12 protein-coding genes are annotated in these 13,581 nt (G+C 45.8%); 11 read left to right on the top strand and 1 reads right to left on the bottom strand.

The window, feature by feature from the left end; translation table 11 throughout:
- Positions 1–15 precede the first annotated feature (15 nt).
- On the bottom strand, positions 16–144 hold the full coding sequence (locus tag ABXR35_RS12415) for a hypothetical protein (RefSeq protein ID WP_367060281.1): 129 nt from the start codon (positions 142–144) through the stop codon (positions 16–18).
- A gap of 584 nt (positions 145–728) precedes the next feature.
- On the opposite strand from ABXR35_RS12415, the gene ABXR35_RS12410 reads away from it, so the two are divergent.
- From ABXR35_RS12410 to ahpF, 11 genes are all read left to right on the top strand, one after another.
- Positions 729–1,199 carry an N-acetyltransferase gene (locus tag ABXR35_RS12410; RefSeq protein ID WP_367060278.1) on the top strand — a complete coding sequence of 157 codons (471 nt, stop codon included), beginning with the start codon at positions 729–731 and terminating at the stop codon, positions 1,197–1,199.
- A gap of 302 nt (positions 1,200–1,501) precedes the next feature.
- The gene (locus tag ABXR35_RS12405) at positions 1,502–2,014 is read left to right on the top strand and encodes a MarR family winged helix-turn-helix transcriptional regulator (RefSeq protein WP_367060275.1); all 513 of its coding nucleotides are present in this window, start codon (positions 1,502–1,504) and stop codon (positions 2,012–2,014) included.
- An 82-nt stretch (positions 2,015–2,096) separates the two neighbouring features.
- Positions 2,097–3,290: an MFS transporter gene (locus tag ABXR35_RS12400; protein ID WP_367060272.1), complete on the top strand. Its 1,194-nt coding sequence runs from the start codon at positions 2,097–2,099 to the stop codon at positions 3,288–3,290.
- Between the two features lie 305 nt (positions 3,291–3,595).
- Complete coding sequence (hrcA, locus tag ABXR35_RS12395; protein ID WP_367060269.1) at positions 3,596–4,627, top strand: heat-inducible transcriptional repressor HrcA; 1,032 nt, start codon at positions 3,596–3,598, stop codon at positions 4,625–4,627.
- Between the two features lie 159 nt (positions 4,628–4,786).
- Positions 4,787–5,380 (top strand): nucleotide exchange factor GrpE, encoded by a 594-nt coding sequence (grpE, locus tag ABXR35_RS12390; RefSeq protein WP_367060266.1) that lies wholly within the window; start codon positions 4,787–4,789, stop codon positions 5,378–5,380.
- A 384-nt stretch (positions 5,381–5,764) separates the two neighbouring features.
- Entirely contained in the window at positions 5,765–7,597 is a 1,833-nt protein-coding gene (gene dnaK, locus ABXR35_RS12385) for a molecular chaperone DnaK (RefSeq protein ID WP_367060263.1), read from the top strand.
- Between the two features lie 147 nt (positions 7,598–7,744).
- Positions 7,745–8,866: a molecular chaperone DnaJ gene (gene dnaJ, locus ABXR35_RS12380; RefSeq protein ID WP_367060260.1), complete on the top strand. Its 1,122-nt coding sequence runs from the start codon at positions 7,745–7,747 to the stop codon at positions 8,864–8,866.
- Between the two features lie 189 nt (positions 8,867–9,055).
- On the top strand, positions 9,056–10,033 hold the full coding sequence (gene prmA / locus ABXR35_RS12375; protein WP_367060257.1) for a 50S ribosomal protein L11 methyltransferase: 978 nt from the start codon (positions 9,056–9,058) through the stop codon (positions 10,031–10,033).
- Positions 10,034–10,035: 2 nt separating this feature from the next.
- Positions 10,036–10,719, top strand: coding sequence for a site-2 protease family protein (locus ABXR35_RS12370; RefSeq protein ID WP_367060254.1), 684 nt, complete (start codon positions 10,036–10,038; stop codon positions 10,717–10,719).
- A gap of 393 nt (positions 10,720–11,112) precedes the next feature.
- The gene (gene ahpC, locus ABXR35_RS12365) at positions 11,113–11,676 is read left to right on the top strand and encodes an alkyl hydroperoxide reductase subunit C (RefSeq protein ID WP_367060251.1); all 564 of its coding nucleotides are present in this window, start codon (positions 11,113–11,115) and stop codon (positions 11,674–11,676) included.
- A gap of 118 nt (positions 11,677–11,794) precedes the next feature.
- Positions 11,795–13,324, top strand: coding sequence for an alkyl hydroperoxide reductase subunit F (gene ahpF / locus ABXR35_RS12360; RefSeq protein ID WP_367060248.1), 1,530 nt, complete (start codon positions 11,795–11,797; stop codon positions 13,322–13,324).
- Positions 13,325–13,581 lie beyond the last annotated feature (257 nt).

Below are 13,581 nucleotides of genomic sequence, written 5' to 3'. Positions count from 1 at the left end.
TTGTGTGTGCCGAAGTTAAGATTTGACGAATAACTGAGCAGCCTGTACTATCATTTGCAGACGCAGACGCAGACGCAGACGCAGACGCAGACGCAGACGCAGACGCAGACGCAGACGCAGACGCAGACGCAGACGCAGACGCAAAAAAACTATACATGTAAGGCGCTGACCGAATTAGGTTGGCGCTTTTTTTCTATGTAGACTCAATCATTTGATGCAGCGTTACTTCAAGTCAGTAATCTACCTATTGAATATCAAATTACATCGCTATCGCATCCTAAATCATATTTTCGATCACTCTCGCCAAACTGACAAAAAATAGTGATGTTCATAAATACACGCAAAACTGAATCATTTTCATATATTTGTGTAATGTATACGTATTCCTTTGTAAAGATGAATAAAATACAGTCATAATCGATGCCTTTTATAAGAAAGTTAGATAGAATATTACGTGAAAAGTATCTTTTTATATACTATCATGTATCGAATTTATATAGACACAGCAAGGTTTTAATCCTATTTTACTTGTATCAAAAAAACTCTACATTTTTTACGAATAACCTATTGAATTTTCATTTGCTATGATGTATATTTATACGTATTCGTTTCACAAATAGTTAACATTGTCGTGGAAATTTAAAATTACGAAAATAAAACGTAGGTAGACGGACCATTGATCATACCATGTGACAGATCCGCAACGCCGCAACGGGGAGGAACGTATCATGCATGCTGTTGTCACTTGCAGAGCAGCCGTACCAGCAGATGTAGAAGCTCTTTATCAATTAATATCGGGATATGCCGAGCGAGGCATCATGCTTCCGCGTTCGCGCGATGTGCTGCATCGTCAACTGGAACAATTTGTTGTTGCTGAGATTGATGGCGAGTTGGTAGGCTGTGGTTCACTTTGTCAATTGGGACCGGATCTAGTAGAGATTCGCTCGCTAGGTATTTCGGAAGGTCACAAAGGTCACGGGATTGGTTCACGTCTGGTAGATACATTGATCGAGCAGGCGGCTGCCAAAGGGCTGCGCAAAGTTATGGCACTTACGTATGAAGTATCCTTCTTCAAAAAGAATGGCTTTGACGTTGTACAGACTAGCATTTTCCCAGAAAAGGTATGGGCGGATTGCCGTCATTGTCCAAAGCAGGACAACTGCGATGAGATTGCGGTACTCAAAGTTCTGGATATTTGAGAGAACGATTGGCTGGAGAGTGCGAATCACAACTAGATAGAGGTAAGATCGCTTGCTGTACGGAAATACTATAAAAGCCGAATGTCCATCATGAATTGGGATATCCGGCTTTTTGTGATTTTTTTTAATTGTTCAGAGTACATATATTCAGCAAACATAGCTTACAGATTCCAAAGTGATATAGCTTGCAAATCGGATGAAGAAGACTTATCATATAGTTAGATAATCTAATCATTTATATAAAGGAGGAATATACTATCGTTCGCAAACATATCAGCTACCAAGCGTCGCTGGATCAGTCGTTGCCGCAACTCGGAAGCGAACCGTACAATCAGCTGTGCGATCAGACAGCTGCTCCCGAGACTTCTTCTTCTGCTGCGCAGCTTGGTCTTCTTATGTTATGGAACAGCGATCATATTCTGGATGTTATCGATGATGTGCTGGCACCCTATGATATAAGCGAAAGCAAACTCGATCTGCTTTTATTGATTCGCTTACATGAAAATCAACATAAAGTGACCGCTTCTGCCCTTGCTCAGAGACTTGGTATACGCAGAGCTTCGGCGACTATTTTATTGAACAGTGTAGAAAAGAAAGGCTGGATCTACCGGCAGCAAAGCGAAGAAGACGGACGAAAAAGCTATATTTATTTGACGTCATCTGGCAAGCAATTGGTAGACACGGTATTACCGGTATTCTGGGAAGCCTGCGCTTCACTGGTTCAGGATCTGGATGAGCAGGAACAGCAGGTATTACAAAAAATAATGCTGAAGCTTAATGTAGGTATCGAAAATCGGCTTGGCTCGGGAAGATAAGAGCCGATTTTCGAAAAGAAGCAAACGTATATTTTTTTATATAATTGATTAGATTATCTAACCAATAGAAGGGTGGATATATATGCAAATGATTGAGAGTAGTACTTTGCAAAAGGAAAGTCGGTATGTATGGATCACTTGGCTGCTAAGCTGGAGTGGTCTGATTGTCATGTGTAGTCTGTATGTGACGCTTCCGCTGAACTCCTTGTTTTCGTCAGAATTTGATGTCTCTGTATCCAGAGCGGCTTTGACCAGCAGCTTGTTTTCATTTTGTTTTGCTTGTGGCTGTCTTGTATACGGAGCGATAGCGGATAAGTATGGACGCAAAAAGGTAGTCTTGTTGGGGTTGACGTTTTTGGCTGTTTTTACATGTGCAGCAGGGTGGGTGCATTCTTTTCCATTGCTGCTTCTTCTGCGCGGATTGCAAGGTTTGGCGGCATCAACATTTTCACCAGTGGTGCTTGCTTATATTGTATCCATATTTCCACAGCATCGACGGGTTACAGCGATCGGCTTTGTTAGCACTGGTTTTTTGATGGCGGGTGTTGTTGGTCAGGTAATTGCAGGAATAATCAGTACCCAATATAACTGGCATGGATTATTTCTTTTGTTCGGCGGTTTGTATATTGTAACTGCTGGTTTGATCCTGATTTTTTTGCCGAATGATTCTGCCCAGCAGCCAGAGTTGAATGTATATGCCTATGTAAAACAAATAAAAACAATCCTAATACAAAAAGATTTGCTTCTCAGTTACGTTGTTGCTTTTGTTTTGTTATCTTCGTTTATTGTGATGTATACTATTTTGAATCATTATTTGCAGCAGTCATTGTATGCATTAGATGTTCAATCCATACTGGAAATAAAAATTGCTGGGATCGCAGGTATGCTGTTGTCTCCTTTTGCCGGGAAAATGGTACAAAAGACAAATGCTCGGTGTACGCTGCTGCTCGGGTTGACCGTCAGTATAGTCAGTCTTGTGATGATGGCCTTATGGACTGCGCTGGCAGGCATAATCCTGTTTAGTGTTGTGTTTGTGGCTGGTATAGCGATCAGTGTTCCTGCTCTGGTCGCTATCGTAGGACAGCTGGGATTGCAGCGAAGAGGCATTGCTGTATCTTTATATACATTTATCCTGTTTGCAGGTACGGCATTTGCGCCATATTGGGCTATGCAAATCTTATCCTTTAGCAATGGAAGTCCGGCTTTTATAGGTAACGCCGTTTTACTGCTGCCCGCATTACTGGCAGTATTAGTGATACGCATACCGAAGCTATAGCGCAGATCATTTTGTCTTTATGTTGTACAGGATTCAAAAATCCAAAGTTAAACATGATAAAAATACCAAACTGACTTGACAATAAATGAGGCAGTTTGGTATTTTTGTAGTAGTCGTTAGCACTCAGCATTAGTGAGTGCTAACGAGGTGGATATCTTTCTCTACAAGGAACCGATATATCCCTTATATTGTTTTTGTTCAGGGAATCCGATTTGTAGCTGGAATAGACCTGAATCCAAAACAATATTGGCGCATATGGTCCTGATATTCGCGCAATGGATATCGTACAAAAAGGAGGGAGCCTCATGTTAACCGAGCGTCAAAAAATGATTCTGAATGCAATAGTAGATGATTACATTCGTTCGGCGGAACCTGTCGGGTCCCGTAGCATATCCAAAAGAGGCGATGTGAATTATAGTCCTGCGACCATTCGTAACGAAATGGCCGATCTGGAGGAACTAGGATTCCTAGAACAGCCGCACACCTCAGCCGGGCGTATTCCTTCTCAAAAGGGATATCGTTATTATGTGGATCATCTATCTCCGGTTGAAGCGGTCAACACCGCCGAAGTCAAGGAACTGAAGCGTTTCTTTGCGGAAAAGCTGTCTGCAGCGGAACAACTCATGCAGCATGCTGCGATGGTGCTGTCCAATGTAACCAATTATACTTCTATTTTACTGGGGCCTGAGGTATTCCATACCTCACTACGCCATTTTCAACTGCTGACGCTGGATCATGAGACAGCTATTGCCATTATGGTTACCAGTACAGGGCAGGTCGAGAATCGCAAAATACGGATTCCTGAGAATGTGTCCGCATCCGAGCTGGAACAAATGGTGAATCTGCTCAACAGCAGATTGGTAGGCGTGCCTTTATATAAATTAAAAACCCGTATTTTCACGGAAATCAGCGAAGAGATGCAGCGTCATCTGGAGCATTATGAAGAAATGATGGCAACGCTAAACTCTGCTTTTGGTCACGAGCAGGAACAGAAGATTTTCCTGAGTGGTGCAACCAATATGCTAATCCAACCGGAATTCAAGGATATGGACAAGGTGAAAAATATCCTCGATCTACTGGGAGAAACACCGACGCTGACCCGTCTGATGACAGAAGCATCCAATCCCAATGGCATTCAGGTACGTATTGGCGCGGAGAATGCGCATGAAGCATTTGAAAATTGCAGTCTGATTACCGCCACCTATGAACTAGATGGCGAATCTCTCGGCACCATTGGTATATTGGGACCAACGCGGATGGAATATGCACGAGTGATGGGAATTCTGAATATGCTTTCCCATGATATGACCCGTGTGTTGAAGCAATGGTATCGTTAATTGTTCTCTCTGCCAATCTACTATTCGCTGATGGGATGAACTAGAAGTTGCGTTAATGGTTACGCTAGCGGGTACAAAGGAAGGGTTCGCCACATGGAGCATAATCCATGTATAGTGAATCTCAACGACCCGGTACTTATTTTAAGGAGGTGAACAATCTTGAATAAAGAGCAATCCTTTCAAGAAAACAACAATTCGGAACAACAGCCGGTAAATGAAGCCGAAGCAATGGAAAATGTGGAAGCAACCGAAGCAACGGGGCAGGACACCACTTCTGAAGCACCAGTGGAAGAAGTTGTAACCCGCGCCGAGCTGGAACGCGTTCAGGCACAAGCCGACGACCAAACCCAGCGTTTGCTGCGCGCACAAGCTGATTTTGACAACTTCCGCCGCCGTACCCAGAAAGAAAAGGAAGATCTGGCAAAATACGCGTCCGCAGGCTTGATTACCGAATTGATTCCGGTTATCGATAATTTTGAACGCGCGATGGCAACCAAACCGGATAGCCCGGAATTGGAATCCTTCACCAAAGGTGTAGATATGATCTTCCGCCAACTGTCGGATGTACTGAAAGGTACAGGTCTGACTCCAATGGAAACTGTAGGTCAACCATTTAACCCTGAATTCCATCAAGCTGTGATGCAGGTTGAATCCGACGAACACGAAGAAGGAATCGTCGTGGAAGAACTGCAAAAAGGATACATCCTCAAAGATAAAGTCATCCGCCCAGCAATGGTTAAAGTCAGCGGTTGATCAGCAACGATGTAAAAGCCTACTATCTATTCCAAGTAAGCTAAACGAGAAATATTTTCATGTCTTTAACATTTTTAAAAGTTTGTACAACTAATAAAATTTTGGCACAGCCAACATTCACAGCTAAGCCCACTACTTAGCAACTTCTAAAAATAACCTTGTTATTGAACTCGCTTGCTCGTGTAGCACGGAGCGTAGGGAAGGGAATAAGGGAAAAGGAACGACTTTGGAGGTGCGGGAATCTTCATTTTATTTTAATCTGAAAGATTCCCGCGGCTCCACCGGAGTTCCGTTCTCTTATTCCTTCCCGAAGGGGCCCCCGCAAACCAAACAAAAGAGTACTCAAAACAAGTCCAATTCCAAAACAGGGAGGAAATTTAAGTCATGAGTAAAGTAATCGGTATCGACCTTGGTACAACCAATTCATGTGTAGCAGTAATGGAAGGCGGCGAGGCAGTCGTTATTCCTAACCCAGAAGGCGCACGTACAACCCCTTCTGTAGTCGGCTTCAAAAAAGACGGCGAGCGTATCGTTGGTGAAACAGCAAAACGTCAATCCATCACGAACCCGGATCGCACAATCAGCTCCATCAAACGTCACATGGGTACAGATCACAAAGAATCCATCGACGACAAAAACTATAGCTCCCAAGAAATCTCTGCAATGATTTTGCAAAAGCTGAAATCCGATGCAGAAGCATATCTGGGTCAACCCGTAACCCAAGCGGTTATCACTGTTCCAGCTTACTTCAACGATAGTCAGCGTCAAGCAACTAAAGATGCTGGTAAAATTGCTGGTCTGGAAGTTCTGCGTATCGTCAACGAGCCAACAGCAGCAGCACTGGCATACGGTCTGGAAAAATCCGAAGACCAAACAATCCTCGTGTATGACTTGGGCGGCGGTACATTCGACGTTTCCATTTTGGAACTGGGCGATGGCTTCTTCGAAGTAAAAGCAACCAGCGGTGACAACCACCTCGGTGGTGACGACTTTGACCAAGTGATCATTGACTATCTGGTAAGTGAATTCAAAAAAGATCAAGGTATCGACCTGAGCAAAGATAAAGCAGCTGTACAACGTCTCAAAGACGCAGCTGAAAAAGCGAAAAAAGAACTGTCCGGTGTACTGACTACAACGATCTCTCTGCCGTTCATCACGGTTGCAGACGGCGTTCCTCAGCACTTGGAAGTAAACCTGACTCGTGCGAAATTCGAAGAGCTGTCCGCATCTCTCGTAGAGCGTACACTCGGTCCAACTCGTCAAGCGATCAAAGACTCCGGTCTGAGCGCTAACGAAATCGACAAAATCGTTCTCGTTGGTGGTTCCACTCGTATTCCTGCTGTACAGGAAGCGATCAAAAAACTGACTGGCAAAGAACCACACAAAGGCGTAAACCCGGATGAAGTCGTTGCCCTCGGCGCAGCAGTTCAAGCGGGCGTACTGACTGGTGATGTAAAAGACGTAGTCCTGCTGGACGTAACTCCACTGTCCCTCGGTATCGAGACAGCAGGTGGCGTATTCACCAAAATGATCGATCGCAATACAACGATCCCAACAAGCAAATCGCAAGTGTTCTCCACATACGCGGACAACCAGCCTAGCGTTGAGATCCACGTACTGCAAGGTGAGCGCGAAATGGCAGCAGGTAACAAAACACTGGGTCGTTTCATGCTGGGTGACATTCCGGCAGCACCACGCGGCGTACCGCAAATCGAAGTTACATTTGACATCGATGCGAACGGTATCGTTAACGTATCGGCAACAGACAAAGGTACAAACAAAAGTCAAAAAATCACCATCACTTCTTCCAGCGGTCTGAGCGATGAAGAAGTTGAGAAAATGATGAAAGACGCTGAGCTGCACGCGGAAGAAGACCGCAAACGCAAAGAGCTGGTTGAAGTGAAAAACAGCGGCGACCAACTCATTTACCAAGTGGAAAAAACAATCAAAGATCTTGGTGAAAAAGCAGATGCAGGCGAAGTCGAAAAAGCTAATGCTGCCAAAGACAAGCTGAAATCCGTACTGGAAGGCGAAGACGTAGAAGCGATCAAAGCAGCTACCGAAGAGCTGAACACAGTAGCACAAGCACTGGCAGTGAAACTGTACGAGCAAGCACAGCAGGATCAACCAGCTGGCGATGCAGCACAGGGCGCTCCGAAAAACGACAATGTCGTGGATGCAGAATACGAAGTAGTCGACGAAGACAAAAAAGATTAATCATCCAAACACGTTTGGAATGGGAAGGTCAAAGCCGGGGCATCCCGTGCTTTGACTTTCATTTTTTATGTCCACATGGTATAAACACATAGTGGCATACAACGACCGGCAGACAATGCAGTCGAATCATGAAGTGGAGGTGGACCGATGGCAGACAAACGCGATTATTACGAGGTACTTGGCATAGGCAAGGACGCCTCTGATGATGATATTAAAAAGGCATACCGTAAGCTGGCGCGTCAGTATCACCCAGACGTCAACAAAGAAGCGGATGCGGAAACCAAGTTTAAAGAAGTAAAAGAGGCTTATGACGTACTGAGCGACTCTTCTAAGCGTTCCCAGTACGATCAATATGGTCATATCGATCCAAACCAAGGCGGCTTCGGTGGTGGCGGATTCTCGGCTGGTGGCGGATTTGGCGATATTTTCGATATGTTCTTTGGCGGTAATGGCAGACAGCGTAACCCGAATGCACCGCAGCGTGGTAACGATTTGCAATACACAATGACATTGGAGTTCAAAGAAGCGATTTTCGGTAAAGAAACGGATATTACGATCAACCGTACTGAGAATTGCGACGTGTGTAACGGCAGTGGTGCCAAACCGGGTACAGAACCAAAAACTTGCTCCGTCTGTCATGGTTCTGGACAAGAAGAAGTGGTTCAAAACACGCCATTCGGACGTATGGTTAACCGTCGCAGCTGCTCCAATTGCGGAGGCACAGGTACCATTATCGAAGAGAAATGTGGCAATTGTAACGGCGCAGGTCGCGTGAAAAAACAACGCAAAATCCATATTCGCATCCCAGCTGGTGTGGATGATGGTTCACAAATGCGCGTAAACGGTGAAGGCGAAGGCGGTATCAAAGGTGGTCCTCCGGGCGATCTGTATATCGTATTCCGCGTGAAAGAGCATGATTTCTTCCAGCGTGAAGATGAAGATATTTATTGCGAAATCCCGCTCACCTTTACCCAAGCAGCGCTTGGCGACGAGATCGAAGTGCCAACACTGACGGAAAAAGTGAAAATCAAAGTACCAGCAGGTACACAGACGGGCACATACTTCCGTCTGAAAGGCAAAGGTGTTCCACGTCTACGCGGTACAGGTCAAGGCGATCAGCACATTAAGGTGGTCTTGGTAACGCCAAGTAACCTGACGGATGATCAGAAAGACCTGCTGCGCCAGTTCGGTTCCCTGAGCGGCGAGAAAACGCATGAAAATGAGCAGTCTTTCTTTGACCGTGTGAAACGAGCATTCCGCGGGGATTGATAAGTACGAGTAAAGTGTATGAGCAGCCCGGTTCTTTCGCGGAACCGGGCTTTTCTACTGTAAAGGTTCAGGCAGGTACGGAGACGATCTCCGTTTGTATTTTGAATTGGATCGGGAATGTGTAGTACAATGAAGCGTAATGCAAACCGGGCAGTGACAGGTCCGATGACGATCAGGGGGAATGAAATCATGTTATGGCATGAATTGACGATACATACAACCGAGCAGGCAGTGGAGATGATCTCCAACTTTTTGCATGAAGCGGGCGCAGGCGGAGTTACGATTGAAGAATCGGGTACACTGAACAAGGAGCGCGACACCTCGTATGGACAATGGTACGAAATGCCATTGAACGATATTCCAGAGGGACTGGCAGTCGTACAAGGGTACTTTTCCGAGGAGGTCGATATGGAGGCGATTTCTGCCGAGATTGGCAACCGTACAGCTCAGCTGAAGGAATTTGGTATTGATGCTGGAGAAGCATCCATTTCTGTGCGTACAGTGGACGAGGATGACTGGGCGAATGCGTGGAAGCAGTATTTCAAACCGATTCGTGTGTCGGAGCGTTTGACGATCAAGCCGACGTGGGAAGACTATACGCCAGAGAGTGAGCAGGAGCAGATTATTGAGCTGGACCCGGGGATGGCGTTTGGAACAGGTACCCATCCGACTACATCGCTTTGCCTGCGCACGCTAGAAACGGTGATTAAGGGCGGCGAAGAAGTAATCGACGTTGGTACTGGCTCCGGTATTCTAGCAATCGGCGCAATCAAGCTGGGCGCGAAAAGTGTACTGGCGCTTGATCTGGACCCTGTAGCGGTATCCAGTGCGCGTGAGAACACGCATCTGAACGGTCTGGACGACCGTATTATCGTCCATGAGAGTGATCTGCTGTCTGTACTCAAAGCGGACTCCAACACAGCAGAGAACGCGCTGAATGTCACGCTGCCGGTACAGGTGGTTGTGGCGAATATTTTGGCGGAGATTATTTTGCTGTTTATCGACGATGTGTACGAAGCATTGCCGGTAGGTGGTGCGTATATCGCATCCGGTATTTACAAAAATAAAGAAGATGTGGTACACCAAGCGCTGGAGCAAGCTGGATTTGAGATCGAAGGCGCTCACCGCGATGAAGATTGGATCGCGTTTGTGGCGAGAAAGAGGTAAGTATGGATTTTCTGAACGATATTCTGTTTGTACCTCTGAATATTTTACCGTTTTATGTGTTGGCACTGGTCATCGGCTTTACAGTGCATGAATTCTCTCATGCGTACTTTGCCAGTAAATTTGGTGATCCGACGGCGAAGATGCTGGGGCGGGTGACGCTGAATCCCGCGGCGCATGTGGATTTGCTCGGTTTGATTTTGCTGCTGATTGCTGGCTTTGGTTGGGCGCGTCCCGTACCAGTGAACCGTGCCAATTTTGATCGTCCGCGCTTGATGGGCGTGATTGTGTCGGCTGCGGGTCCAGTGAGTAATTTGCTGTTGGCGCTCGTAACGGTCATCATTTATTATGGACTGAACTATTTTGGCATTATCGGTTCGTTTGCGAATAACCGGATTGATATTGCCATCGTTACATTTGTACAGTACATGGTGCTAATGAACTGTTTCCTGTTTATTTTCAATCTGATTCCATTGCCGCCATTGGACGGGTATCGGATTCTGTTCGATTGGCTGCCACCACGAATTAGTGCAAAGCTGCAACGAGTAGAGCAATGGGCGCTATTGATTTTCCTACTGCTGCTGTTCTTGCCGCCTCTTCGTGCGGTAACAATTCAGCCGTTATATGGATTGGCAGGATCATTGTCTGAAAGCTTCTATAAGCTGGCTGGACTGATCTTTGGTGGTTAAAATATCCTAATATCTTGACGATTCCCAAAATGTCGGTAGCAGCGCATTGTGCTGTATACCGGCATTTTTCTTTTTCATGAAGTTCATGAAGATTCTATTTCGGTGAAAATGAAAACGGAAAATGTTGTATTGTAAACGCTCTATATGCAAAAGGGCAAATATGAACAAATATCGAACTTTTACAAGTCCATATCTATTTGAAAATGGGCAAAATCGTGAAAATCACAGACAGGAAATCATCCTCCAGCTTATGCTAAAATGAAGATTGAGTGAAGTGTAGCACATCACTTGACATTACCCTGCAACAAGTATGATAATGATTCTCAGATTGTATTTATTCTAAATACAGATGGCATCAACCAAAAAATCATTGGATATAGGAGGAATTACATTATGTCTCTTATCGGTAAAAAAGTAGACTCTTTCAACGCAAAAGCATTTCACAACGGTGAATTCATCGACGTGTCCGAACAAAACTTCCAAGGAAAATGGAGCGTTGTTTGCTTCTATCCAGCAGACTTCACATTCGTTTGCCCAACTGAGCTGGGTGACCTGCAAGATCAATACGCTACACTGAAAAATCTGGGTGTAGAAGTATACTCCGTATCGACAGATACTCATTTCACTCACAAAGCATGGCACGATCACTCCGATGTAATCAGCAAACTGGAATACATCATGATCGGCGATCCTTCGCAACGTATTTCCCGCATGTTCGACGTTCTGGACGAAGAAGAAGGTCTGGCACAACGCGGTACATTCATTATCGACCCTGAAGGTGTTGTACAAACAGTAGAAATCAACGCTGATGGTATCGGTCGTGACGCAAGCACACTCGTTGATAAAATCAAAGCAGCTCAATATGTACGCAACAACCCAGGTGAAGTATGCCCTGCAAAATGGAAAGAAGGCGGCGAAACGCTGAAACCAAGCCTGGATCTGGTTGGTAAAATCTAAGTTTCGTCCACTCTAAGTCTTTTTCATCAATGTATACAACGATCCTTAGGATCATCAATACGCATATTATTGCAATATCGATAGAGATAGAGCATGTACGGATAAGGAGCATGAGCACATGGTATTAGATGCAGAAATGAAAACTCAACTCTCTCAATACCTTCAACTTCTGGAAAGCGACATCGTGCTGAAAGTTAGTGCTGGCGATGATAAAGCTTCCCAGGAAACGCTGGAACTTCTGGACGAACTTGCTGCCATTTCTTCGCGCATCCAAGTGGAAAAAGCAGTGCTGGAACGCACCCCCAGCTTTAGTGTAAACCGTGTCGGCGAAGATACCGGTGTTGTATTTGCCGGTGTTCCGCTCGGACACGAATTTACGTCCCTTGTGATGGCACTGCTCCAAGTGAGCGGCCGTGCGCCGAAAGTGGATGACAGCCTGATCGCTCAAGCGAAAGCAGTGAAGGGCAGCTACACATTTGAGACGTATGTCAGCCTGACATGCCACAACTGTCCAGATGTAGTACAAGCGCTGAACATTCTGAGCGTGCTCAACCCGAACATCACACACACGATGATCGAGGGCGGCGCATTCAAACACGAAGTAGACAGCAAAAACATCATGGCGGTACCAACGGTACTGCTGAACGGTGAAGCATTCGGCAGCGGTCGGATGTCGCTGCAAGATATTTTATCCAAACTGGGCGCAGGTCCAGATGCGGATGAATTGTCTGAAAAAGAAGCCTACGATGTGCTTGTGGTCGGCGGCGGTCCTTCCGGTTCCAGTGCAGCTGTATACGCAGCGCGCAAAGGTATTCGTACGGGTCTCGTAGCTGAGCGCTTTGGCGGTCAGGTGATGGATACAGTCGGTATTGAGAACTTCATTAGCGTGAAATATACCGAAGGTCCAAAACTGGCAGCGAGTCTGGAAGAGCATGTGAAGGAATACGGCGTAGATATTATGCCATCCCTGCGTGCCAAACGTCTGGAGAAAAAAGATCTGGTTGAAGTGGAACTGGAAAACGGCGCTGTACTGAAAAGTAAAACCGTTATCCTATCCACTGGTGCACGCTGGCGCAACATCGGCGTACCGGGCGAAGCAGAATTCAAAAACAAAGGCGTAGCCTATTGCCCACACTGTGATGGTCCTCTGTTCGAGGGCAAGCATGTTGCAGTAATCGGCGGCGGCAACTCTGGTATTGAAGCTGCGATTGACCTCGCTGGTATCGTCAAGCATGTTACCGTTCTGGAATTTGCACCGGAATTGAAAGCTGATTCCGTTCTACAGGATCGTCTATACAGCCTGCCGAACGTAACAGTTGTCAAAAACGCGCAAACCAAAGAAATCACTGGTACGGATACCGTTAACGGTATTAGCTATATCGACCGCGATACGCTGGAAGAGCATCATGTTGAACTGCAAGGTGTGTTCGTACAGATCGGTCTGGTGCCAAACACCGACTGGCTGAAAGACACGCTCGAACTGACTCGCATGGGTGAGATCGTTGTCGACAAGCATGGCGCAACAAGCGTTCCCGGCGTATTCGCAGCTGGCGATTGCACAGATAGCGCGTATAAGCAGATCATCATCTCAATGGGCTCCGGCGCAACCGCTGCACTGGGCGCATTTGATTATATGATCCGTCACTAATTTCATTTTGAAGATAGATAAAAGTCCTTCTACCGTATCGAGTCATTCGATCATGGTAGAAGGACTTTTGCTGTTTGATAGCGATAGAAGACTCGGAATGACAATTTGCCCCCAAACCCTAGCCCTGATTGACCAAACGTTGTATGATAGAAATTCAGGGATTCCCTTCAATATGCTGTTCTGCTGTATAGTCATGTCCGGCTTGTGTCTACACAGTCCGGGCTATTTGAATGCAAGTGGCACAGAATTATATAATA

The sequence above is a fragment of the Paenibacillus sp. JQZ6Y-1 genome (assembly GCF_040719145.1).
In the GTDB taxonomy this organism is placed as follows: domain Bacteria; phylum Bacillota; class Bacilli; order Paenibacillales; family Paenibacillaceae; genus Saccharibacillus; species Saccharibacillus kandeliae.
This window is presented reverse-complemented; position numbering and strand designations above follow the sequence as displayed.

What these genes read in the sequence shown, in the direction of transcription:
- ahpC (WP_367060251.1), top strand. Translation starts at nt 11,113, where the DNA reads ATGTCTCTTATCGGTAAAAAAGTAGACTCTTTCAACGCAAAAGCATTT.
- dnaK (WP_367060263.1), top strand. Translation starts at nt 5,765, where the DNA reads ATGAGTAAAGTAATCGGTATCGACCTTGGTACAACCAATTCATGTGTA.
- hrcA (WP_367060269.1), top strand. Translation starts at nt 3,596, where the DNA reads ATGTTAACCGAGCGTCAAAAAATGATTCTGAATGCAATAGTAGATGAT.
- ahpF (WP_367060248.1), top strand. Translation starts at nt 11,795, where the DNA reads ATGGTATTAGATGCAGAAATGAAAACTCAACTCTCTCAATACCTTCAA.
- dnaJ (WP_367060260.1), top strand. Translation starts at nt 7,745, where the DNA reads ATGGCAGACAAACGCGATTATTACGAGGTACTTGGCATAGGCAAGGAC.
- ABXR35_RS12370 (WP_367060254.1), top strand. Translation starts at nt 10,036, where the DNA reads ATGGATTTTCTGAACGATATTCTGTTTGTACCTCTGAATATTTTACCG.
- ABXR35_RS12400 (WP_367060272.1), top strand. Translation starts at nt 2,097, where the DNA reads ATGCAAATGATTGAGAGTAGTACTTTGCAAAAGGAAAGTCGGTATGTA.
- prmA (WP_367060257.1), top strand. Translation starts at nt 9,056, where the DNA reads ATGTTATGGCATGAATTGACGATACATACAACCGAGCAGGCAGTGGAG.
- ABXR35_RS12410 (WP_367060278.1), top strand. Translation starts at nt 729, where the DNA reads ATGCATGCTGTTGTCACTTGCAGAGCAGCCGTACCAGCAGATGTAGAA.